Source organism: Pseudomonas sp. B1(2018), from assembly GCF_003097365.1.
Classification (GTDB): Bacteria; Pseudomonadota; Gammaproteobacteria; order Pseudomonadales; family Pseudomonadaceae; genus Aquipseudomonas; species Aquipseudomonas laurylsulfatiphila.
On record NZ_PYUK01000001.1, the window covers coordinates 112,746 to 136,505 of the forward strand.

16 protein-coding genes and 1 pseudogene are annotated in these 23,760 nt (G+C 58.8%); 7 read left to right on the forward strand and 10 right to left on the reverse strand.

Translation table 11 applies throughout. The annotated features are described in order from the left end of the window. Positions 1-3: 3 nt before the first annotated feature. The 8 genes from C9422_RS00520 to C9422_RS00555 all read right to left on the reverse strand — a co-directional run bounded on the left by C9422_RS00520 (position 4) and on the right by C9422_RS00555 (position 14,805). Positions 4-543 carry a dihydrofolate reductase family protein gene (locus C9422_RS00520; protein WP_116579276.1) on the reverse strand — a complete coding sequence of 180 codons (540 nt, stop codon included), beginning with the start codon at positions 541-543 and terminating at the stop codon, positions 4-6. A gap of 85 nt (positions 544-628) precedes the next feature. Continuing rightward, complete coding sequence (locus C9422_RS00525; RefSeq protein ID WP_116579277.1) at positions 629-1,672, reverse strand: methyltransferase; 1,044 nt, start codon at positions 1,670-1,672, stop codon at positions 629-631. Between the two features lie 84 nt (positions 1,673-1,756). Continuing rightward, positions 1,757-2,824: a methyltransferase gene (locus C9422_RS00530; RefSeq protein ID WP_116579278.1), complete on the reverse strand. Its 1,068-nt coding sequence runs from the start codon at positions 2,822-2,824 to the stop codon at positions 1,757-1,759. A gap of 60 nt (positions 2,825-2,884) precedes the next feature. Further along, on the reverse strand, positions 2,885-3,070 hold the full coding sequence (locus tag C9422_RS00535; protein WP_116579279.1) for an MbtH family protein: 186 nt from the start codon (positions 3,068-3,070) through the stop codon (positions 2,885-2,887). 66 nt (positions 3,071-3,136) lie between these two features. After that, positions 3,137-4,189 (reverse strand): hypothetical protein, encoded by a 1,053-nt coding sequence (locus tag C9422_RS00540; RefSeq protein ID WP_116579280.1) that lies wholly within the window; start codon positions 4,187-4,189, stop codon positions 3,137-3,139. A gap of 28 nt (positions 4,190-4,217) precedes the next feature. Continuing rightward, a complete protein-coding gene (locus C9422_RS00545) occupies positions 4,218-8,516 on the reverse strand; it encodes a non-ribosomal peptide synthetase (protein ID WP_116579281.1) in 4,299 nt (1,432 codons plus the stop codon). 3 nt (positions 8,517-8,519) lie between these two features. Further along, entirely contained in the window at positions 8,520-11,711 is a 3,192-nt protein-coding gene (locus C9422_RS00550; protein ID WP_116579282.1) for a non-ribosomal peptide synthetase, read from the reverse strand. 13 nt (positions 11,712-11,724) lie between these two features. Then, positions 11,725-14,805 carry a non-ribosomal peptide synthetase gene (locus C9422_RS00555; RefSeq protein ID WP_116579283.1) on the reverse strand — a complete coding sequence of 1,027 codons (3,081 nt, stop codon included), beginning with the start codon at positions 14,803-14,805 and terminating at the stop codon, positions 11,725-11,727. Positions 14,806-15,405: 600 nt separating this feature from the next. Here C9422_RS00555 and C9422_RS00560 point away from each other — a divergent pair. The 5 genes and pseudogenes from C9422_RS00560 (at position 15,406) to C9422_RS00580 (ending at position 19,401) form a co-directional block, all read left to right on the forward strand. Continuing rightward, a complete protein-coding gene (locus C9422_RS00560; RefSeq protein ID WP_165824735.1) occupies positions 15,406-16,020 on the forward strand; it encodes a class I SAM-dependent methyltransferase in 615 nt (204 codons plus the stop codon). After that, entirely contained in the window at positions 16,010-17,548 is a 1,539-nt protein-coding gene (locus C9422_RS00565) for an FAD-dependent monooxygenase (protein ID WP_116579285.1), read from the forward strand. The genes C9422_RS00560 and C9422_RS00565 overlap by 11 nt, the downstream gene beginning before the upstream one ends. 246 nt (positions 17,549-17,794) lie before the next feature. After that, positions 17,795-18,010: pseudogene (locus C9422_RS00570) on the forward strand (arginase family protein); the annotation flags it as partial. A gap of 185 nt (positions 18,011-18,195) precedes the next feature. Continuing rightward, entirely contained in the window at positions 18,196-18,717 is a 522-nt protein-coding gene (locus tag C9422_RS00575; protein WP_116579286.1) for a GNAT family N-acetyltransferase, read from the forward strand. Positions 18,718-18,906: 189 nt separating this feature from the next. Further along, positions 18,907-19,401 (forward strand): hypothetical protein, encoded by a 495-nt coding sequence (locus C9422_RS00580; RefSeq protein ID WP_007979904.1) that lies wholly within the window; start codon positions 18,907-18,909, stop codon positions 19,399-19,401. A 40-nt stretch (positions 19,402-19,441) separates the two neighbouring features. On the opposite strand, the gene C9422_RS00585 is transcribed toward C9422_RS00580, so the two are convergent. Then, a complete protein-coding gene (locus C9422_RS00585; protein ID WP_116579287.1) occupies positions 19,442-19,663 on the reverse strand; it encodes a cbb3-type cytochrome c oxidase subunit 3 in 222 nt (73 codons plus the stop codon). Continuing rightward, positions 19,663-21,090 carry a cytochrome-c oxidase, cbb3-type subunit I gene (gene ccoN, locus C9422_RS00590; protein WP_102698834.1) on the reverse strand — a complete coding sequence of 476 codons (1,428 nt, stop codon included), beginning with the start codon at positions 21,088-21,090 and terminating at the stop codon, positions 19,663-19,665. Before ccoN ends, C9422_RS00585 begins: the two co-directional genes overlap by 1 nt. A 329-nt stretch (positions 21,091-21,419) precedes the next feature. On the opposite strand from ccoN, the gene C9422_RS00605 reads away from it, so the two are divergent. Continuing rightward, positions 21,420-23,093, forward strand: a complete 1,674-nt coding sequence (locus tag C9422_RS00605; RefSeq protein ID WP_116579288.1) for a nitrite/sulfite reductase — start codon at positions 21,420-21,422, stop codon at positions 23,091-23,093. Continuing rightward, positions 23,090-23,569: a DUF934 domain-containing protein gene (locus C9422_RS00610; protein ID WP_116579289.1), complete on the forward strand. Its 480-nt coding sequence runs from the start codon at positions 23,090-23,092 to the stop codon at positions 23,567-23,569. The genes C9422_RS00605 and C9422_RS00610 overlap by 4 nt, the downstream gene beginning before the upstream one ends. Positions 23,570-23,760 lie beyond the last annotated feature (191 nt).

The window sequence follows — 23,760 nt, forward strand, 5'->3', positions numbered from 1 at the left end:
GCGTTAATCCGCTTTCACGTCCAGGACGAATTCCATGGCACCGCTCTGCAGCGCACGCTGTTTTCTGGGAACGACTTCAAGCGCGCGGTCAACGGGCAGTACGGGAACGCCGGTGCCGAGAAAGATCGGAATGGTGGTGATGAACAGCTGCTGCAATTCCCCGGCGTCGGCAAAACAGGCTGCCGTTTTGCCGCCACCGACCAGCCAGACATTCTTGCCCTTCGCCGCTTGCCTGGCCTTGGCCGCGATGACCCCGGCATCACCGTGTACGAAGGTGATATCCAGATTGGCAGGGACTGACCGATTCCGGTTGCTCATGACAAAGGCGGGTACATCCTGGTAGGGCCAGTCATCAGGAGCGTTCGACATGATCCAGTCATAGGTCTGCGACCCCATGACCACCGCTCCGACCGTCTGATAAAAATCATCATAGGTCGTTGCATCATCCCCCAGCGCAAAGTTCTCCAGCCAATCCAGTTTGTGTTGTTGAGTGGCAATATAACCATCCAGGGTGGCAGCTACGTAATAGACCAGCGTCGACATGTGTTTTCCTTGTAGTCATGCAGGTGGGAAATGACCCGTAAATAAAGAGCACCTCTCGAAAGTGGCGAGGGGCGATGGTGATCATTTATTTCGGGTAGGCGAAGATAATGCCGTTCCCACTTGGCAGGCGCTTTACCTGTTTGACGATAAAGCCGCTGTTTTCAACGAGGGTTCTGAATTCAACCTCATTGCGCTCCTTGCCACCGGCGATACCGAACAAAGACAGCATGTAAAGATCCATCATTGCGCCCGTGGTATTGGGCTGAGCACTTTCATCCTGGTCAATCACCAGGTCCACTACAATCAGCAGCGCATTGTCCGGCATGCTCCGTCGGCAGGTGGCCAATATGGCCTGGCAGTCTTCGTCGCCCCAGTCATGCAAGACATGGGACAGCAGGTAAGCGCTGCCATTGTCTGGCAGGCTCTTGAAGAAGTCCCCGGCGACGATTTCGAAGCAGCCAGCTTTTCCAATCTTGTGCAGATGTTCCTGCGCGATTTTTGCCGCGACGGGTAAATCGAAGAGTACGCCTTTGCTTTCGGGCCACTTGTCCAGCATGTGCAACAGCAAATGCCCTGAACCACCCCCTACATCGACAATGATCTCACCGTCCTGCAGGTTGATGTTCTCCAGTATTTCCGGGATCTCCAGGTCCAGTCCCATGTCCTGGGAACGGTCAAAGATGGCCCGGCGTTCCGGGTGCTGTTCAAAATACTCGAACAAGCTGATGCCAAATTGCATCTTGAAGCTGGATTCGCCGGTTCGGATCGTCTGCGCCATACCACGCCAGGCTTGGCCCATTTCACCATTGATCAACAGGGCACTGGGCTGAGCGGAAGCAAAGGCGTCATGGGTCAGACTGGCGCCGAGAGCGGTCAAGGAAAAACCTTCGTCGGTTTCATTCACCAGCCCGAATGGCTTCAAGGCTTTCAACAAGCGTGACAGGGCGCTGATATGGGTGTGTGTCTGCTCAGCCAGCCGTTCGATGGAGGTGGGCTGGCCGGCTGCTTGCAGAACATCAGGCAGACGCAGTTCACAGAAGGTTTGAATCGATTGCGAAATAAGTTGACTGTATAGAAGCTGTCTTATCTGTTGCGGCATCGCAACATTTGTCTTGGGTGGCCGTGCCATGTCGGTGTCCCTATCGCCAGGTGGCGTCAATACGGAAATGTGGAAATGACTCCTCCGGCCCCAATGGAGTCGGAGGAGGAAGAATTACTTGTAGGCCATGATGATGCCGTGTGGAGTCCAGCCTGGAATCGCGGTGCGCATGGGGTTTTTGAAGCCGGCTTCCACCAGGCAGCCCTCATACTGTTTCCAGGAATAGATCATGCCGCCCTCGGCAGGCAGACAGGCAAAGTAGACGCTGTCCAGTGCGGCCATGACCGGGCCGTCGCCTTCATCGTTGGACATGGAGTTAAAGATGACCACACGCCCGCCTTCTGGCAGCGCATCGTAGGCCTTGCGCAGCATCTGGGTGTTTTCCTCCAAGGTCCATATCACCAATTGGTGGGCGAAGAGAATGCAGTCGTAACCCTCGGGGAAGGGCTGGTGCAGGATATCCAGTGCCTGGGCTTTTACCCGGTTGCTGAGCCCGGATTCATTGATTTTGCCCTGAGTGACCGGAATGGAGTTGTCGATATCCAGTACCGTTACGTTCAGGTGCTCGTTGTGTTTGGCCAGGGCGATGGCGTTGACCGCGTCCCCACCCCCCGCGTCGAGCAATTTGTTCACGCGCGACAGGTCGAGGTGCTTGACCAGGTCCTGGTTGGCCAGCTCGGACCACGAGCGCATATAGCGATAGAACACGTTTTCCAGTTTGGGATTCTGGTGCAGGCGGTGATAGAGGTCTCGCCCTTCGCCTGGGAAACGCTGCAGACCGACGTTGGTGTTTTTCTGCAGGGCCTCGGTAAAGTCTAACTGCCCTTCATAGACGATGTAGTTTTCAAAGGCCACGGTATCCTTGAAACGTTGCCAGTCGTCCGTGGCCATCAGGTCCTCAACCACATCGGCATTGCGGTAGATACCGTTTTCCTTGACCAGCATGCCCAGGGAGGTGGCGCCCAGCAGCAGAATATCGGTAGCGCGTTCCTGTAGTTTCAGTCGGCTGCCGATGCTGTCCTTGGTGGCTTCGCGCAGGTCGCTGACATGCTCGAATAGATCCAGTTCGCAGCTGGCCCGCAGGTATTGGAAAGCGGCGTGGCCGAAAAGAATGCCCGACAGGCCCGGCATATCCAGTACCGCAGGCTTGACTTGATCGGTGGTGCGATGGGTAAAAGTCATTTTTCTTCCTTGCTTTGGCTAATGGATGTTTTCACGCAATCTTTTTGCATCACGTTGTATCTATGCCGTCGGCTCTGGCCAGATCTCCGCGATATGTTTCAAGCAGTCTGCGCGTGACCCCTTGAATCCTGCTTCGGACCAACCCGATGGAATCTCTCTTGCGCTTGGCCATATCGAATATTGTTTGTCAGCGTTAACGACGACCACGCATGGCACTGTGTCGTCATCCCCCAGGAATGTCGGCATGGCTCTCTCCTTTGCTTTCCCGTATATCGGACCGGTTTTAATTGGGGTGTGAGGTGCAGTCAGGCGTTATCCCGCACCGGTACAGCCTTTTGTCTTGAGGTATTTCAATCTTGATTTCTTCAGGTTTTCCAGCACCTGGCCGGCGGTGTTCGTGGCGTTTTCCTTGGCCAACAAACTGGTGTTCTCTTCGCCAACGAATTTTTCGCAGACTCCGCGATGAGCGCTGTAGACCTGTGCCAATATGGTTCGCATACGCTCAACCAGTTGAGGGTAGGTCTGTTCAATGAAGTTCCAGGCCTCGGTGGACCGGCGCATTGAACGGATCATCACCACATGGTCACGCCAGTTGATGCCACTCATCTTGGGTGGGGCGATCGGTGGCATGAGGGTCGGTCTAATCTGGCTGACGTACTGTTGCGAGTTCAGATCGGTGGCAAACTCGAGCGTGATTCGCGAGATATTCATCAGTTGAATCAGCCGATTGGCCTGTGCACAAGCCAGTTCGAGATCCTTATCGTGGGCAGCGCTGATCAGAAGGTTGGTGCACAGGCTCATGCCCTGGCACAGGACCATGAACAGCAGGTGGCCGCGCACCCAGCGTCTCAGGGGGGCTTGTTCATCCTCCTCGACCTTGCTTTTCGGTGCCTGGAAAATCACGCGGGATTCGGACATGAGCCGGGGGCTGGCAATCGTCTGCAGGATCACCTGCGCGACGGACATCATGTCGCTCCATTCCGAGTGATCCAGGCTGATGCCACTGCACCGGACCAGCTCGCCCGTTCGAATCACCGCATCGAGGGCGGCATTGACCATCAGGGCAACAGTGTCGCCCTGGTGGCGTTCGATACCGAAGGCGAAATCGTTGTCCCGGTTTTCCTGGTTTTCCCGTGGATCATCGGTCATCAGCCCCGTGGAAGCGCATGGAAGTTGCGCCATGACTTCACGGAGCGTGCCGAGATACTGCTCGAGGTTTTTCGGTTGGGAGCACGCTTCCAGATACTCCAAAACCTGCCATGCCATCGCAGCGGAGGGGGCAAGCTCCCGCTCGGTGGCTGGCAGGTTTTCAGGGCAGCCCAGGATGAAGGGCGCATGTGCAATGGGAAAGGCTATCGATTCCATGATATTCGTCCTGTCTCTGATCAATCCGCTACATGCCAGGCTTGGCCATGAAGCCGGTCTCTGTCAGGTAACGCAAAATAGTGTGCGCGTAGGCCTTTGTCGTTTCCGGCAAGGTGATGTCCGAGGAGGCCAGCAGCTCTAAGGTCTGTTTGCATTCCAGCGCGGGGTTCACTTCATGGATGTAGTCAGGATCCAGCGCACGATGAGGCAGCGGATCGGCATCCCTGATCAGGGGCACTAGCGGGTACAGCAGGTGCCCGGGCGGTACGCTCAATGCCTGCTGCCGACCGTGTTCGAAGTCGACCAGCTTGAACTCATAGCCGAACTCGCGGATCCAGTTGCAGAACTGACGGATGGTGACCGGCGCCGGGTTGAACAGGTGGAAGAACTTGTCCCTGCCTTGCGGTTGCAGCGATATGTGCACGATCGCCGCGGCAACGTAGTCCACGGGTACGATGTCGAAGATGCGTGGGTAATCCGGCACGATTCCCATGGGCAGGAAACCCCGTAGCGCCACCAGCAGGTAGTCGATGCTCTGCGAGGCGCCAGTTTCGGTATGACCCAGGATCAACCCTGGGCGGAAGATGCTGACCGGAATACCGCGGCAGAGGCCAAGATTCGCCACCCCTTCAGCCACCCACTTACTGCCGGTGTAGCCCACTGGCACGCCGACGGCGGAACGCAGGGGGGCGTCGTCCTCGATGAAGGGGCGGGGGATATGCGTCGCCAGGAGAGTATCCACGGTGGAGACATACTGAACACTCTTGAGTCGAGTGGTGCAGGCCAATTCCAGGATGGTCTGCGTGCCTCCCACGTTAGTGGATTTCAGCGCGCTGTAGGGATAGACGAAGTTGACCAGAGCGCCGTTGTGATAAATCACATCGACTTCTTCGGCCAGTGTTTGCCATTGATGCTCGCTCAGGCCCAGGTGCGGCAAAGCCAGATCGCCCGCGACGCACTCCACCCGGTGAAGTTCGCTGCCCAGGTCGATGCGGTAGGTTTTCAGGCCTTCCAGAATTCTGGCCTTGGCATGCTCGGCACTCTTCGCGCGGCACAGGCAGATGACCCGGCTTGTGGTGCGCTTGAGCAACTGTTCAATCAAGTACAGCCCCAAATAGCCGGTGGCTCCGGTCAGGAACACGACAGAAGGCTGGTACCAGTTGGCATGCGGTAAGCCGTCCGGCCGGATGTGTTCTTCCAGGTAGATGTCCTGCTCCAGCGTTTGTGCATGCTGGCGTGACAGGAGGGCCGTGAGGCCTTCGCGGCGGTAGATTTCAATCGCCTCCGCCACCGCTGCCGGGGTCGGTACCAGGAAGAACTCATGCAGTGGGATCTGCACCTGGTATTTGGCCGCCAGGGTGCCTGCCAGGCGCGTGAGCAGAATCGAGTTACCGCCTTGCTCGAAGAAATCTGTGTCCGGCGTTACAGCCGCGAGGCCGAGTACTTGCGCGAAATCCTCCATGACCGATTGTTCAAGGTCGGTCCGTGGCGCACGGTATTCCGTTGCCGTGGCTTCGTTCAGTTGGGGGGCCGCCAACTGATTCAGCTTGAGCATATCGACCTTGCCGGTGGCGGTTCTTGGCAGTTCATCCAATAGCAGGAGGTGGCTGGGGATCAGATAGGCCGGCAAGTGGCGCAGCAATTCCTGTTTGATGCTGTCGCTGTTCAGGCCGGGCTGTTGTTCGATGGCCGCCACTAGTCGTGCCTGTTCGGTTCCTGCGTGCTGAGCGAATACGATGGCCTCCTTCAGCTCAAGCACTTGGCTCAACAGATGAGCCACTTCATTGAGCTCAATGCGATGCCCGCGAATCTTCACCTGGTGGTCGCGTCGACCCAGGTAGCTGATGGCCCCCGATGACCAGCGTCGTCCCATATCGCCCGTTGCATACAAGCGTCCGTTGGCAAATGGGTTGGGTAGGAAGCGCTGCGCGGTCTCCACAGGTTTGCCCAGATAGCCACGCGCCAGGTTCTGGCCGGCGAGCATGATTTCCCCCGGAACGCCTGGGGGGACCGGATTGAGATCGGGGTCAACGATGTAGGCTTCGGTATTGTCGATTGGATAGCCAATCGGAATGGCGCCGGTGCCGTTTTCCTTGACCGCAAAATACAGCGCATCGATGGTTGCTTCGGTGGGGCCATAGAGGTTGGTGACGTCTGCCTGCCAGACATTTTGAATCTTGCGTGCCAGTTCGGGGTGGAGGACTTCGCCGCCACTGAGTACCAGCTTGACCGCCCGGCAGTCATTGGCGAACGGGTGGTCGATCAGGGTGCCGAGCAGGCTCGGTACGCCACCCAGCACGCTGACATGATGTCGGATCATCAGATCGAGCAGGGCGGTGCTGTCCTCCATGGTCCTGGCATCCGCCAGCACGATGGCGCCACCGTTCAGCAGAGGCCAGAACAACGCCCAGATACTGGGGTCGAAGCTGAACGAATGGTTATGCAGCACGTTGTCCTGTGAAGTCAGCGGCCAGGTTCGTTGCCGCCACAGGATGTTGTTGACGACTTGCCGGTGCTCGACAATGACACCCTTGGGAATGCCGGTGCTGCCGGAGGTATAGATCAGGTAGGCGGCATCGCTGTGGCTGAGCCCCTGGGGCGTCGTCCAGCGTATGACTGGATCAAGCGCCTCCATTCGTATCCTGGCGACCTCGGGCCACCCCTCCACAGATTGCTGGTCGGAGGTAATGACCAGCTCGCAGCCACTGTGTTCAATCAGGAACTGGATGCGGTCGGTGGGCAGGCGGGGATCGATGGGCAGGAACGCATGACCTGCTCGCAGTACCCCCAGCAGCGCGGCAATGAACTCGGCCGATCTGGGCAGTGCCACGGCGATGATGCTCCCAGGCTTTGGCACATGCTGGCTGATATTCGCCGCCACCAGTGCTGCCCTTGCCCATAGCTCGCCATAGCTGAGTTGCTGGCTGTGGTCGATAACCGCAATGCCCTGCGGGGACTTTTCCGTGCTGGCGGCGACCAGTTCGGTCAGCGTCAGCTGTGGCGGTGTCGTATGGGGGCCATGGGCCTGAGCTAGAACGGTTTGCTGCATCTGCTGGCCCATCAGCGCAACGGTTGCGATTGGTTGCTTGCCGGGCGCTGACAATACGCTGATGAGCGCCTGGGCCAGAGCCCCAACCTGGCTCGAATTCAGCACGGCGCAATCATAATCCAGCGTCAGACCAAGGATGCCGTCGTTCATCCAGCAGGAGATGAACAGGTCAAGGTCGCTGCAGGGCTGCTTCGTTGACAGGCGCGTCAGGTTGCCCGCGCGGGTGGAGCGCTGTTGAACATCATCCGCGATGAGGTGCAGGCCGGTCTGGAAGTAGGGTGTGCGACTCAGGTCCCGCTTCGGCGGGCAAACTTCCAGCAACGTGGAGAAGGAGGGATGGTCGTTGCCGTTGAGCTGTTCCTCCACCTGGCGTCGCAGTTGTGCCAGGGTGCTGTCATCCGGTATATCGACGCGGATCGGCAGGTAGGTTTGCAGCGGGCCGATCAGGTTAGCATGCGCCTTGTCGCGCACCTTGATTGCGCAAAGCGCAGATTGCGATCCCTGCCAGCGCATCAGCACGGCCAGCCAACTGGTGACGATATCGGCTTCTGATACTGATCGGTCGCCCCATGCGGTAAGGACTTCATATACCTGACGATCTGAACCTTTGATGGCGGGGCGGGGATTTTCTGTCGGAATTTCCGTGGCGGCAGGCGCCTGAAGGCTTATTCCCCATTGCTGCCATTGCTCGGTGGTCTGCGCATCCCGTGCCAGCGTCTGTTCGCGTTGGAACACCTCGGCCAGCGCACCGACGGCGGGGTGCTGATGAGCGGGTTGGGCCTGGAAGAGGGTCTGGGCAATGCGTTGCAAGGCATGTTCGTCCACTACGATAGGATGGCCGACCAGTTGCAATTCATGGTGTTGCGCGGTGGTTCGAGTAATGAACGCACGCAGCAACGGCCCCTTGTCGAGTTCGAAGGCGGCTCCCAGGTGCCCGGCCATGTCGGCATCAGACTGCGGGTGACCGAAGAATTCCAATTTCACCAGGCCCGTAGGCATCAGAAGCCTGACGGGGCGTCCCAGCACTTCGACGAACAGGCTGCGCAGGGACTCGCTGTGTGAGACCCATGAGCTCAGGTTCTGTTGCACGACGGCAAGGTCCACCCTGCCGGTGAACTCATAACGCACCGTCACCGGCAACGTTGCCGTGCCCGCCAGCTGGGCCAGTAACCAGAGGCGCTTTTGTTCGCTGGACAACGGATAGGCACCGAGTGCATCGCGGGCTGCGGGCAGCGAGCGCAGTGCTGCCTCGAAAGAATCGATGTTGGGGCTTTGCATGATTTATCTTTCCTGAACGGCGGCTGTGCTGTCGGCGTTGTGTTGAAGGCTGATGGCGGTGAACTCCCAATCGCCTTTCATGCTGTGTGCAGCCAGCCCTCTTTCGAATGTCATGGAGTTCAGCGTCGCCGCCACACGGGCGATCGTCGGAGAAAAATAGATATCTGCGATAGGTATGCGTCGTCCGAACGTGGTTTCGATGCGTTCGACCATGCGCGCCACCAGAATGGAGTGGCCGCCTAACTGGAAAAAATCATCCGTAACGCCGATATCCTCTAGGTTGAGCAGTTCGCACCAGATCTGCTGAACCTGGGCCTCGGTGCCACTCCCGGGGGCGACCCGCTGGCTGGGCGTTTGCAACCTGACGGCCTGGGTCAGGAGGCGCTTCCTGTCCCGCTTGCCGTTGTAGGTGAGGGGAATGCCATCGATCCTGTAATATTCCGTCGGCAGCCACGCCTCAGGCAGTGCCAGGCGCAGTACCTCGAGCCAGTGTCCGATATCGATCCGGCTTTCATCGACTGTTGCGCAAAGCTGGACGAAGGCCTGTATGCCCCGGCTTGCGTCCTGGCCGTGGAGTTGGGCGGCGGCATCCCGTACCCCGGGCAGCGTTCGCAGTGCAGCCTCGATCTCTCCCAGCTCAATACGATGGCCGCGTAGCTTGATCTGGTCGTCACGTCGACCGATATAGACCAGTGAACCGTCCTGCAGCATGCGCCCCCTGTCGCCGGTCAGATAGGCGCGCCTACCTGCAGCAACTGGGTCCGGTACGAACTGCTTCGCTGTTTCAACCGGGTTGCGATAGTAGCCCTGGCTGACGCCGGGACCGCAGATCAGCAGTTCGCCGATTATCCCTCTGGGCACGCTGCGCAGGTCCCGATCTACCAGGGCCACATGCGTACCTGGAATGGGATGGCCCAGTTGCACAGGGGCACCGGGTTGCAGGTGACAGGCCGTGGACCAGATCGTCGTTTCGGTCGGGCCGTAGAGGTTCCACAGGGTCATGCCGGGCAAGCACAATCTGTCCGCCAGATCCTGTGGCAGCGCTTCGCCACCGCACAGCAGGGTCAAGCTTTCCCGTGGCTGCCAGCCGCTCGACAGTAGCAGCCTCCAGGTCACTGGCGTGGCCTGGACAAGGGTGATCTGGGGATCGGCGAGATAGCCCGCGAGCTTTTCCGCATCCCGCTGAGCCTGTGGGACGGCTATCTGCACGCTGGCGCCCTGCACCAGGGGAAGCAGCAATTCCAGTAGTGAAATGTCGAAGGAGAAGGTCGTCAGCGCGAGCATCCGATCGCTTGGCTTCACCTGCAGCAGTTGGCCGAATGCGCTCAGGGTAGCGACCAAGTTGGCCTGGCTGACGTGCACGCCTTTCGGTTTGCCGGTCGATCCGGAGGTGAACATCATGTAACCGGACTGGAGGCTGGCGTCCGTCGCGTGCTGCTCATGTTGCGTTACGGCATCGGCCCATAACGCGTCCATAGCCAGCGTCACAGGTTGCCCGAAGCGTTCCGGCGCGCTGTCGTCGGTAACCAGCATGGCCCCGTCGAGTTCCGCCAGGATGCCTTGCAGACGCTGTTCGGGCAGGTCCTTGGACAACGGAGCGTAGATGCCCCCGACTTGCCAGATGGCCAGCATGGTGACCACCCAGGGGATGCCGCGCTCGCCTATGACCGCGATCAGGGTACCGGGTTTCGCGCCCTGGGTGTGCAGGGTGGCCGCCGCCTGCATGATCTGCTGGCGCAACTGCGCATAGGTCAGTTCGCCTTGCTCGTCACGCAGCGCGGTCGCACTGGGGTGACTGTCTGCCAAGGCGAACAGACGGGCTGGCACACTCGGGAAAGTCGGCGTGATCGCAGGTGTCTGCTCTTCGGAGTCCGCCGCCCCCAGCTGTACGGCGCTCAGTGGGGCCTGCGGCGCCGTGACGAACTCGCGCAGCACTCTGGTGAGCATGCCGACCATGTTTTCGGCAGCCGCGGCGTCGATACGGTCCGTGGCATATTCCAGAAAGCCGTTGACGTTGAGGTCGTGGTCCTCGAACAGGAACAGTGACAGATCGAGGCGTGCGGCCCCGGTATCGACATCCGAAACCGTAAATTGCAGGTCGCCGGTATCCAGCGTGCGTTGAACGTCCTGCTCATAGCCAAACAGCACCTGGAACAACGGAGTCATACCGGCGTGCCGTGTATGCTCAACGCTTTGTAACACTTGCAAGAAAGGGGTTTCCCCATGTTCGATCAGATGGGTAAGGGTCAGCTGAACCTGTTGAAGAAAGTCCGTAACGCTTTGGTCCTGAGCATATCGGCTGCGAAACACGCACATATTGGATAGGTAGCCGATTACTTGTGCCAACTCCGGGCGCAGGCGATTTGAGGTTGGCAGCCCGATCAGAATGTCGTCCTGTTCGGCCAAGCGGTGCAGGACGACGCAGTAGGCGGCCAGGAACACCGCTGCGCAGGAGATGCCCTGGGGTCTGAACGTCTGGCGCAGTGCCTGCCATTGGTGGTGGTTGAACTCGAGGGGAATTCGCGCGCCGACAAATGTCTGTTGTTCGCTTCGGCCGGGCCTTGTCGAAATGTCCAGTATCGTCGGGGCATCGGCCAGCTGCTTGCGCCAGTACTCGAGTCCAGCGTGTTCGTGCTGTCTTGACCAAGCCGCATAGTCGACGAATTGCAGGGCCTCTTCATCCGGGATTGTGGGTGCCCCCTCATGGCCTTGGCCTTGATAGGCGACGACTATTTTTTGCAGCAACAGTTGCAGCGAGATGCCATCGCAGACGATATGGTGGGTGCAAATGACCAGCTCATGTTGCTGGTCGCCGGTTTTTATCAGCAAAAGGCGGTACAGCGGCGCGCTGCTCAGCGACCAGCCACGCTGGACTTCCATGTTGATCAGGCGTTGCATCGCAGGTACATCGTCAATGCATTCCACGCAGCGAATGGGAAGTGTGGCGGAGGGTGAAATGACTTGGCTCAACTTCCCATTATTATAGGCAAAGGAGGTTCTCAAAACTTCCTGGGAGCCCACGACCTGGTTGACCGCGCGCTGCAACTGTAGTGTGTTCAGTTTTCCGACAATAGATACTTTCATCGCCATGGTATAAGCCAGCTGGGATTTCTGGTTCAGTTCGTTCAGAAACCAGATCTGTTCCTGGCCGTATGACGCAGGGAAAGCTGCAGTCCGGCATGTATTAATGCTCATGCGGTACTCCTGATTAATGATGAGAGATCTTTCGGTCAAGTCGTGGGATTGGCGCGGCGGCAGACTTTGCCAGTGCCGAACTTTGCAACTTGTGAATGAACTTTGCCTGTTGTTCTATGGTTGGCCTGATCCAGAGGTCATGTAGTGAAATATGAATATTGAATTCTTTTCTCAATAGACCGGTTAAATGCGTAAGGGAAAGCGAGTGGCCTCCAATTTCCAGGAAGTTCTCGTGGAGTTGGACATGATGGCCGATGATTGTTTGCCAGCAGTTGGCAACGCGTTGTTCGAGGTCGCTCGCTTCTCGCATCTTGCGCTCTTGCGCAGTCTGGGGCACATGTTTCAAGAGCAGGGTTCTATCGATCTTGCCATGTTTGTTTCTTGGCAGTGCTTCAAGAAAAATAAACTTGTCTGGTACTGCGTAATAGGGAAGTACGCCAAGTAAGTGTTGTTTTATGCCATTGCGCTGCTCCGATTCATCTTCGCTCGGCTCTTTCAGGGAGACGAAAGCCACGATGCTGCGCTGCTGTCCTTTGGCGACAACGACCACTGCGGATTCACGAATGGCTTCAATGGCATGCAGTTCGGCCTGAACGGGCCCCAGCTCGACCCGGAAACCGCGGACTTTGACCTGATCATCCTGTCGGCCGATAAAGTCTAGGCGGCCATCGGGCAACCAGCGGACACGGTCTCCCGTGCGGTAGCAACGCAATCCATCGGGTGCTGGCAAAAAAGAAGCGGCGCTACGCACGGGGTCGCTGACATAGCCTTGCGCCACGCCGTGTCCATGGATGATCAGTTCGCCAGGCACACCGATACCGACGCTCTGCATGTTTTCATCCACGACATCGACCCAGGTGCCAGGCAGTGGAAAACCGATGGTGATCTCCTGTTGAGCGGGTTCGATCACCAGGGCGGTGGAGTAGGTTGTCGTTTCCGTCGGGCCGTAGAGGTTAACGATGCGTGTGGCGGGCAGCTTTTCCTGAAGCCTCAGGTAAAGATCCCGGCTCAGCGGTTCTCCCGCGAGGTTGAGCATGCACAGGGAGGGATCCAGCACATCATGCTGCAACAAGGCGTCGGCCACCGACGGCACCGTATTGACCAGTGTGGTGCCGGTCAGCAGCGCCGGATTGTCGATCAGCGACATGGCCGAGGAGACGGGCCGGACGCAGCCACCGACCACAAGAGGGGCAAACATCTCGAAAATCGAAAGATCGAACGTCGTCGGGGTTGCCGCCAGTGTTTGCGCCAGGTACTCGGGGCCACAATCCTGAGCCGCCCAACGCAGCAAGTTGGCAGCATTGGCATGGGTGATCGCCACGCCTTTTGGTTCCCCGGTGGAGCCGCTGGTGAACAGGATGTAGGCCTTGGCTTGAAGCCTGGAGTGGTCCTGCAGCGGGGCGTCGGGCATCGACAGCAGGTCGCTCAAGGACCAGCAGGGCGCCAAGTGGGCGAAACGGGTCACGCCCTCTTGGTCCGTGAGGATCGCGCGGCAGCGGGCCTTGGCCAGAATCGAGCGGTTGAGCTCGACAGGGTTCGCTTCACTAATGGGCACATAACTGCCTCCGCAGGCCATGACCGCCAGCAGGGCCGGGACGAGATAGATATCGCGAGGCAGGAGTATCGCCAGGGTTTGTCGAGGCTCGAATCCACGCAGGCGCATGGCTGCCGAGAGCCTGGCTACTCGACTGGCCAATTCGCCATAGCTGATGGTGGCCTGGGGCGTAAGCAGCGCGGGATTGTCCGGCGCGATGGCGACTTGCCGGAGAAAGGCTGCAACCAATGTCTCTGATGCGGGCCCCGGCCTCGGTTGGCCCTGGGCTTCTGGCAGGTGCAACAGGCACGCTGGAATGGTTGACAGCCTGGCGTGTGGATCACGCACCATTTCCTTCAGGATCACGGCGAACTGACCGGCTATCGCATCTGCCAGCCAACCGGGATGCTGCGCAGGATCGACCTCGACCCGGCCATGCAACTGGCCCTCATGGCGCGTCAGTAACAGCGCGGTGGCAAAGGGGCCGATGCTGGGCGGTGCCTGTACCGCGGTCAGTGCCAGGTCCTCTAATTGCACCGTGCCCAGTCCCAGCAGGGCTGCCGCCAATCCTCTTGGCATGCCTGGCATATCTTGCTGGAAAATCACCGCACTGGACGGGACGGTCGGTGCCCATCCCTGTGGTGCCATGAACTCTGCCAGTTCGGGATAACCGGCACCGACGCTGGCTTTTGATGTCTCTTCCAGGCGCTGTGCGGTGCGTTTGACAAACTCGCCCACGCTGCTTTCGCTGACATCGAAAGGCACGGGAAGCGTATTGGCGAAGTAACCCACCGCGTCCTTGTTGCCCCGATTGCGGCCATGGAACGTCACCGCGAGCGACAGACGGCTACTCTGGCCGATTCTGGACAACGCCAGTACCTGTGCGGCGAGCAGAATGGCGTAGGGGGTCACCGCGCATGCCGTGGCCAGTCGGGCCAAGGCAGCGGTACTTTCCTGGTCGATGATAAAGGAGGACAGCACCATACGGCGGTTCGTGCGCTGGTCCTGGGAGGCCATGGGTAAGGAAAACAGCGTGTCCTGCGACATTTGGCGCCGCCAGAACTCACGGTCGATCACCGGGGCAATCGGCCTTGGCACCAAGGTGACGCTGGAGCGGTTTTTACAGTCTTCGGCAAAATCACGAATCAGCAGGCCGACAGACCATAGGTCGGCGATGGCGTGATGGATTCGGAAGACCAGGTAGCGTTGTCCGTCGCTGCGCTCCACGACTTCGGCGTGGAACAGTTGCTCAGACTCAACCCCGATGTGCTCGCGGCTCGGCGTCAGCAGTGAATTGGTTGATGCCTCATTACAGATGCGCACCAGGCAGTAGCGTCGCTGTTGCGGTGGGGCCTGTTCAATCCAGTAAGTGCCATCGCGCATGACGAAGCGCTGCCGCAAAGAGGCATGCCGCTCGGCCACTCTGTCGATACGCGATACCAACTGCGAAGTGGAAAGATCGGTGACCACGTGAAAAGCGACTTCAAGTAAAAGGCCAGGCAGGCTGGGGTCGATAGCCTGCTGTAAGCAGAGAACTTTTTGGCGTAACGAAGCTTGCACCGTATACCATCTCCTTGGTAGTGGGATAAGCGTTTTTACTTGTCGTGCTGATACGGGGAAGCAGCGGAATTTTATGTCTCATGCAGCTAGTAAAGTGCCCTTGATTACAAGATGCAGTTGAATTTGTTGTCTTGGGTTTTAGGCGCTGTGCGGTTGCTGTAGTTGGATTTATGATTGGCTATTTAGATTGAAAATCAAATGATAAGAAAGTAACAGGATATTGCAATGGCCCAAAAATGGGGGTGGGAAGCCAACTTTTAGGAATGATCTGTAGGAGTGTTCTGGGAAAAAGCGCGACATCAAAAACATAAGTTCTGGAAATGCGGGGGCTGCAGAAATTTTTTTCAAAAGAGTGGGTTTTTTCAGAGTTTCCCTAGGTCGCGCCAGGCTATATAGGAGTAGCTCAAATGGGAGATTAATTTTTGAGTCAGGACGCTAGTTGGGCGTGGGTGTTATTTGCTTGGTGGCTTATTATTTGATTTTTATTTGTATGGGATGGGTTTCACTACTAAGGTCCGTAATGGATAACTATTGATAATTGGATACTCAATAATGCCTAGCGTTTTTTCTGACGGAAAAGGGAATGGAAATCCAGGTTTTGTGCATACGTTCAGTCGTATTGCGCCGACTTATGAAGAGAAGTACGGTACCAAACTGAGTCAGGCCCATGACGAATGTCTGCGAATGTTGAGCCGATGGATGTGCAGCTCGAGCCCGGAAGGTGTTCTGGACATCGGTTGTGGTACCGGCGCACTGATCGAACGCATGTTCGCTCAGTGGCCCGATGCGCGCTTCGAGGGCGTCGACCCGGCTCAAGGCATGGTGGACGAGGGCGCCAAACGACGTCCCTTCGCCTCGTTCGTCAATGGCGTTGCTGAAGCCTTGCCATTCCCCTCGCAAAGCATGGATCTGGTGGTGTGCTCGATGTCGTTCGGCCATTGGGCCGACAAGCCTGCCGGCCTGAATGAGGTCCGTCGCGTGCTCAAGCCTCAGGGCTTTTTCTGCCTGGTGGAGAACCAGCCCGCGGGTTGGGGATTGACCTCGTTGATCAACTGGCTGCTGGGTTCACTGGCAGATTATCGATCAGAGCATGAGGTAATCCAGCTCGCGCAAACGGCCGGGCTGCAGAGTATGGAAACGAGAATCACCGACCAGCACGTCATTGTCGCCACTTTCCGCCCCTACCGTGGAGAGGCGGGTGATCATGGTCGTTAAAAACGAACAGGTCCTTGTCGTGGGGGCGGGCCCGGTCGGGTTGGCTGTGGCAGCAGCCCTGGCCGAGTTGGGGATAGAGGTTGATCTCATCGATAAAAGACCGGTTGCCTCCCCCCATTCCCGGGCCTTTGGCTTGGAGCCCGTCACCCTGGAGCTGCTCAATGCCTGGGGCGTGGCAGATGAGATGATACGCCGGGGGATCGTCTGGACAAGCGCGCCGCTGGGTGACAAGGCGGGCAGGTCGCTCTCGTTTTCCAAGCTCCCTTGTGAGTATCCCTACATGGTGATAATCCCGCAGTCTCAAACCGAGTCGGTTTTGACCGATTGGGTCAATCGCGTAGGGGTGAATCTGAGGCGCGGGTATGCGCTAAAGGCTCTGGTTGCTGGCGATGCACAAGTTGAGGTGACCCTAGAACACAATGAGTCCGGCAGTGTCCAGTACAGCCACTACAACTGGGTGCTGGGGGCTGATGGGGTCAACAGCTCTGTCCGTCAGCTCCTTGATATTTCGTTTGTCGGACAGGACTACAAGCATTCATTGGTGGTTGCGGACATTGTCTTGAGAAATCCTCCTTTACCCGCGGTCCATGCAAGGTCGGTCTCCAGGGGGCTGATCGCCCTGTTTCCATTACCCGATGGCAGTTATCGCGTCAGTATCGAAGACAACGAGCGCATGGATACTCCGGTCAAACAGCCGGTCACCCACGAGGAAATTGCCTGTGGGATGAGGGACATCCTGGGAAGCGATTTCGGATTGGCGCATGTGCTGTGGAGCGCACGTTACCGCAGCCAGCAGCGCCTGGCTGCTCATTACCGCCAGGGGCGGGTATTTCTGCTGGGAGATGCCGCCCACACCCATGTCCCTGCGGGGGGGCAAGGTCTGCAAATGGGGATCGGTGACGCGGCGAACCTGGCCTGGAAGCTGGCGGGTGCGATCCAGGGCACATTGCCGATGGATATCCTGGACAGTTACGAGGCCGAGCGTAAGCCTATCGCGGCGGCGGCATTGCGCAACACGGATCTGCTTTTCCGCTTCAATACGGCTTCCGGCCCGGTAGGCCGTCTGATTCACTGGATCGGGTTGCAGGCGACGCGGACCCCGTATGTGGCGCAGAAGGTGGTCAGTTCACTGGCAGGAGAGGGCGTGCGCTATGGCAGTATGCGACGCCGAGGCGATCATCGCTTGGTGGGCCGACGTCTACCCCTGCTGAGCCTGCTTCCTGAGGGCGAGCGATTGCCACGACAGAGCTTGACCCAGTTACTGCGAGGGGGGCGGTTTGTCCTGGTGCATCATCGTGCCGATGGGCTGGCCGCCGATCTTCGACGTGATTTTCCGGGATTGCAAACGGCGTCTATCAGCGAGGATTCGCGCAATAACAGCTTGTCCGCTGGCGAGGGAGTCATTGTCAGGCCGGATGGTGTGGTGATCTGGGTCGGTAAAAAGTCGAACATGGCCAAGGAACGTTTGGCTGATTGGTTGCTGGACGATTCTGGTTTCGCGCGTCAGAACCTGATCTGGAACAGGTGACAACCCGCTAAAACGCTGGGAAAACTGATCGTACGTGAAAGCGGCTTTGCTCTCGAATCCATTGACTTTTTTGAAGAGAGCCTTTCTTGTGTGTCCACATTTCATTGTGGACGCTCCTGTCTTTGCACTATCGCATCCGTCAAGTGCCGTTTGATTGCAAGGAACAACACCCTCGAGCCATGGGCCTTGCCCAGTCCCACCAGGGCAACTGAAGTCGTAATGGCAAAATGATTTATCGTTGTGGTATTCGCCCTGGGTACCGGAACGCCAGTGTGCGGCGGCCTGAGCATAGTGCAGGCGCTGGAGATCCTCGGTGGCCTGCGCGGGATCAATCTGGTGGGCATGGACGTGGTGGAAGTGCCGCCGGCCTATGACAGTGCGGCGATCACCTCACTGGCGGCGGCGACATTGACGATGGAGATGTTGTGTCTGTATGCGGCCAGGCATAAGGTCGATAAGTAGTACACGGTCGAATTGTGCGGGCTTGCTCGCGAAAGCGGTTGATCAGACACCTTCAACGTTGAATGTGATGGCGCCTTCGGTAGCAAGTCGGATCGCCGCACCCCCGCTCCCACATCGGTTCTCGCCACACGTGAAGAAAGCGTTATAGAGTGAACAGCCATGTCTGCTTCAAGGATGATTCACCCATGCCGACCACCGAACCCGTTATCACGTTCGAGCGCTTCAACGAATCCCATATCGAAGGCATTACGGCGCTGTACAACGATCCCGCCATCGCCCGGCAGACGCTGCAAATGCCGTTTCAGTCCACCGAGCTCTGGCGCAGTCGTCTGGCGTCGGATAACGAGCGCGTGGTGAAGGTAGTGGCCCTGCATCAAGGCACGGTCATCGGCAACATTGGCCTGGAGCAGTTCTCGCGCATTCGTCGCAGCCATGCCGGCAGTTTCGGCATGGGCGTTGCGGTCGAGTGGCAGGGCAAGGGCGTGGGTTCCAAGTTGCTCGCGACGGCGCTGGATATCGCCGACAACTGGATGAACCTGCAGCGCGTCGAGCTTTCGGTGTATGCCGATAATGAAGCGGCCATTGCCCTGTATCGCAAGTTCGGCTTCGAAACCGAGGGCCTGTTTCGTGACTATGCCGTTCGCGACGGCGTCCTGGTGGACACCTTGAGCATGGCGCGCCTGCGTCGCACGCCCAGGGTCGGCTGAGTCACTCGCTCAGGGCGCACGCCACCGCAGCTGGCCCATGCTGTGCTCCGTTTGTCAGGTGAAGTGCGCACCTGCAGTGCCCGCGATTACGCGACGGTGCAAACTGTCGTCAGGTTTTAGTCGTACGCAGCGTGCGGGCATCTGCCATGCTCCAGGTCCGCAACACCGGTCTATTCAGGGAACACCGCTATGGACGATGTACAGCAACTGGGCGAAATGCTTCGCCACTACGCCGAAAGCGAAGCGCACAAAAAACAAGTGTTCGAGTCGCAATCGGCCGAGTGGGCGAAGCGCATTGGTGCGCTGTTCGATGAGATCCAGCAGTGGCTCGAACCGGTCAAGGCACCTGACCTGCTCGAAGTGAACCGCGAAGTGTATGTTGCGTCGGGGCCCAGTGTTCCGGTGGAAACCTCTCCCTTCAAGACTGAGAAGCTGAGCATCCTGATCGCGGGTAAACCGGTGGAATTCGTGCCGGAGGTGATGGGTGTCGGCGGGCAGATTTCCGTGGCGGTGATGGGCTTTACAGCAGCACGTTATGGCAGCGTGTCACTGGTGTGCCTGCCGCCATCCACTGGCTGGCAGTGGCGCAAGACCAATGGCTTGAAAGACCCGGATACCTTTGCATTCAATGCGGATTTTCTGGCGCAGCAGCTACAGGTTTTGATCCCCCGGGATCGTGGCTGAGGGGGGGCCGGTTTTGTGAACAATAGGGAGCGGTGTCGCATCAGAAATCGGTGTTTCCCCAGCCTGGCTTCGCCTCTTCGGGCGCCACTGCGTTGATGGTCTTCCCGGTAGCCGCCTCTACTCGCCGAGCCACCTCAGGGTCGTCGGCAAACGGGATCAGGCTCGCGTCGTCCAGGCTCTCGGCGGTCTGGTGGCGCAGACAATACTCGATGGCGAACCACAAAAATGCCACCCCCGCCATGTTCAACATGACTTCAATCATCAGGCCAACTGCGCCTCGCGTTCGGCCATCGCCACGTCCGCTACCCGCACCGTGCGCCACAGGTTGTAGGCCATCAGCAGCATGCCGCTGAGGAAGAACACCCCGCCGGCAAAGCGCACGACGAATCCCGGATGGCTGGCCTGCAAGGCTTCGACGAAGGAGTAGGTCAGCGTGCCGTCATCGTTGATTGCGCGCCACATCAGGCCCTGGGTGATGCCGTTGACCCACATCGAGGCGATGTACAGCACGGTGCCGATGGTCGCCAGCCAGAAGTGCAGGTTGATCAGCGGCGTGCTGTGCATCCGATCGCGTCCGAATACCTTCGGCACCATGTGATAGGTCGCGCCGAAGGTGATCATCGCCACCCAGCCGAGCGCCCCGGCGTGTACGTGGCCGATGGTCCAGTCTGTGTAGTGGGAGAGGGCGTTGACCGTCTTGATCGCCATCATCGGCCCTTCGAAGGTCGACATGCCGTAGAACGCCAGGGACAGCACGAGAAAGCGCAGGATCGGGTCGGTGCGCAGCTTATGCCAGGCGCCCGAGAGGGTCATCATGCCGTTGATCATCCCGCCCCAGCTCGGCGCCAGCAGGATCAGCGACATCGCCATGCCCAGGGACTGCGCCCAGTCCGGCAGCGCGGTGTAGTGCAAGTGGTGAGGGCCGGCCCAGATGTACAGGGTAATCAGCGCCCAGAAGTGCACGATCGACAGACGATAGGAGTACACCGGCCGGCCCACCTGTTTCGGCACGAAGTAGTACATCATTCCCAGGAAACCGGTGGTCAGGAAAAAACCCACGGCATTGTGTCCGTACCACCACTGGACCATGGCGTCGGTGGCCCCGGAATACACCGGGTAGGACTTGAACCAGTCGACTGGAATCGACAGGTGATTGACCACGTGCAGCATGGCAATGACCACGATGAATGCACCGAAGAACCAGTTGCCGACGTAGATGTGCCGGGTCTTGCGTTGCACCAGGGTAGTGAAGAACACCACAGCGTATGCAATCCAGACCACGGTCATCCACACCGCGCCGGTGAATTCGATCTCGGCGTATTCCTTGGTGGTGGTGTAGCCCAGTGGCAGGCTGATCAGCATCACTACTATCACCGATTGCCAGCCCCAGAAGGTGAACGCGGCGAGCTTGTCAGAGAACAGCCGCACCTGACAGGTGCGCTGTACCGCGTAGTAGCTGGCGGCAAATTGCGCGCTGCCGGCGAAACCGAAAATCACCAGGCTGGTGTGCAACGGGCGCAAGCGGCCGAAGGTGGTCCACGGCAGGTCAAGATTCATCTGCGGCCACACCAGTTGCGAGGCGATCCACACGCCCATCGCCATCCCCACGACGCCCCAGAAGACTGTCGCCACCACGAACTGGCGCACGACCTTGTAGTTATAGGCCTGACTGATAGTTGTTGTGCTCATGCTCAATGCTTCCACGGTTGCAATGCCGTGCACTGTAGAAACCCCGATGGAAACAAAACAGGCTCAGGAATATTTCATTTGTGCGGATCAGATCCGAGAGCCGCCTGCGGCCATCTGCCGCGCTCTGATACGGTTTTTATGCACTCAGGTGAATCTGTAATGCGCTGAGCCGCAAGTCCATAGTCGACCTCACACAACAACCGCACCCACCGACCTGTAGGAGCTGCCGAAGGCTGCGATCTTTTGATTCTGTTCTTTAAGAGCAAAAGATCGCAGCCTTCGGCAGCTCCTACACAGGGGAATGCGGTGAATCCTGATGAGGTTGCCACATGTATCAGTACGATGATTACGACCGGGCACTGGTGTTCGAACGGGTTGCGCAGTTTCGCGATCAGGTCGAGCGCTTCATGGCCGGCGAACTGAGCGAAGAAGAGTTCCTGCCATTGCGCCTGCAGAACGGCCTGTACCTGCAAAAGCACGCCTACATGCTGCGGGTGGCGATTCCCTACGGCACGCTGAGCGCCCGGCAGATGCGTACGTTGGCGAGCATCGCCCGGGATTACGACCGCGGCTACGGCCATTTCACCACCCGGCAGAACATGCAGTTCAACTGGATCGAACTGGCCCAGGTGCCGGACATCCTCGAACGCCTGGCCGAGGTGGAAATGCATGCGATCCAGACCTCCGGCAACTGCGTGCGCAACATCACCACCGAAGCCTTTGCCGGGGTGGCGGCCGACGAAATGATCGACCCGCGACCGTTGGCGGAAATTCTGCGGCAGTGGTCGACCATCAACCCGGAGTTCCTGTTCCTGCCGCGCAAGTTCAAGATCGCCATCTGCTCGGCCGAGCAGGACCGCGCGGCGATCATGATGCATGACATCGGCCTATATCTTTACCCGGGGTCCGACGGGCACATGCTCCTGCGAGTCATGGTCGGCGGCGGCCTGGGGCGCACGCCGATCCTCGGCTTGCAGATCCGCGAAGGCTTGCCGTGGCAGCACCTGCTGTCTTACGTAGAGGCGGTGCTGCGGGTGTATAACCGCCATGGCCGGCGGGACAACAAGTACAAGGCGCGAATCAAGATTCTGGTCAAGGCCCTGGGCATCGAGGCCTTCGCCCGGGAAGTGGAGCAAGAGTGGCTGTACCTCAAGGACGGCCCGGCGCAACTGACCCTCGACGAGTTCGAGCGTGTGGCCAGTGCGTTCGTCGCACCGCCTTATCGTCATCTGTCCGACACCCATCTCGATTTCGGCACGCACCTGGCCGAAAACCCGACGTTCGCTCGTTGGGTGCAGCGTAACGTGCAGCCGCACAAAGTATCGGGCTATGCCAGCGTGGTGTTGTCGACCAAGCCCGGCAGCGCTGCGCCACCGGGCGATGTCACTGCCGAACAGATGGAGGCGGTGGCCGAGTGGTCCGAACGCTTCGGCTTCGGTGAAATCCGCATTGCCCATGAGCAGAATATCGTCCTTCCGGACGTGTCCAAGGCCGATCTGTTCACCCTGTGGCAACTGGCCTGCGGACACAATCTGGGCAGCGCCAACGCAGGATTGCTCACCGACATCATCGCCTGCCCCGGTGGCGACTTCTGCGCGCTGGCCAACGCCAAGTCGATCCCCATCGCCAAGGCCATTGCCGCACGCTTCGAAGACCTCGACTACCTGCACGACCTGGGCGACATCAGCCTCAATATCTCCGGCTGCATGAATGCCTGCGGTCATCACCACATCGGCAACATCGGTATTCTGGGCGTCGATAAGAACGGCGCCGAGTGGTACCAGATCACCCTGGGTGGTGCCCAGGGCAAGAACAGTGCGCTAGGCAAGGTCATCGGCCCGTCCTTCAGCGCCGCGCAAGTGCCCGGGGTGATCGAGCGCATTGTCGACACCTTCGTGCGCTATCGCGAGAGCGAAGAACTGTTCGTCGACGCCTTCCAGCGGATCGGGCTGGAGCCGTTCAAGGAGGCGGTCTACGGGAAAGTGCCGCAGGTGTCGGCATGAACAATCTGTTGCGGCTGGAAGGGGGCGTGGTGCGGATTGTCGCGGATGATCCGTGGGAACTCGTGCGCGACCCGCAAGCAGCGCGGCCCGTGGGTGCCGCGATTCTGCCGCTGAGCCGTTGGCTGGAAATCCCGTCGCATAACGGCGTGTGGCTGGGGCCGGACGATGAAGTGGAAAGCCTGCAGCCATGGTTTGCCCGACTGCCCCTGATCGCCCTGGATTTTCCGAGCTTTCGCGATGGCCGCGGGTACAGCCAGGCGTATCTGCTGCGCACGCGATTGGGCTGGGCCGGCGAGTTGCGCGCCATCGGCGATGTCTTGCGTGATCAACTGAGCCACATGCGCCAATGCGGTTTTGACAGCTTTGCCGTGCGTGAAGACAAATCCGCGGAAGATGCGTTGAAGGGATTGGCGGGGATGAGCGTGTTGTACGGGCGCTCGGTGATTGAGCCACGGCCCTTGTTCAGGCGCCGCTGAAGGAGCGAGCTTGCTCGCGATGGACGTCAACGAAAACGCGAACATTCTGGATAAACGCGTCGTCTGTAACACCATCGCGAGCAAGCTCGCTCCTACAAATGCGTGAAGACAAATCCGCTGAATATGCGGTGGTGATAGAGCCAATACCTCCCCTGTAGGAGCGAGCCTGCTCGCGATGGACGTCAACGAAA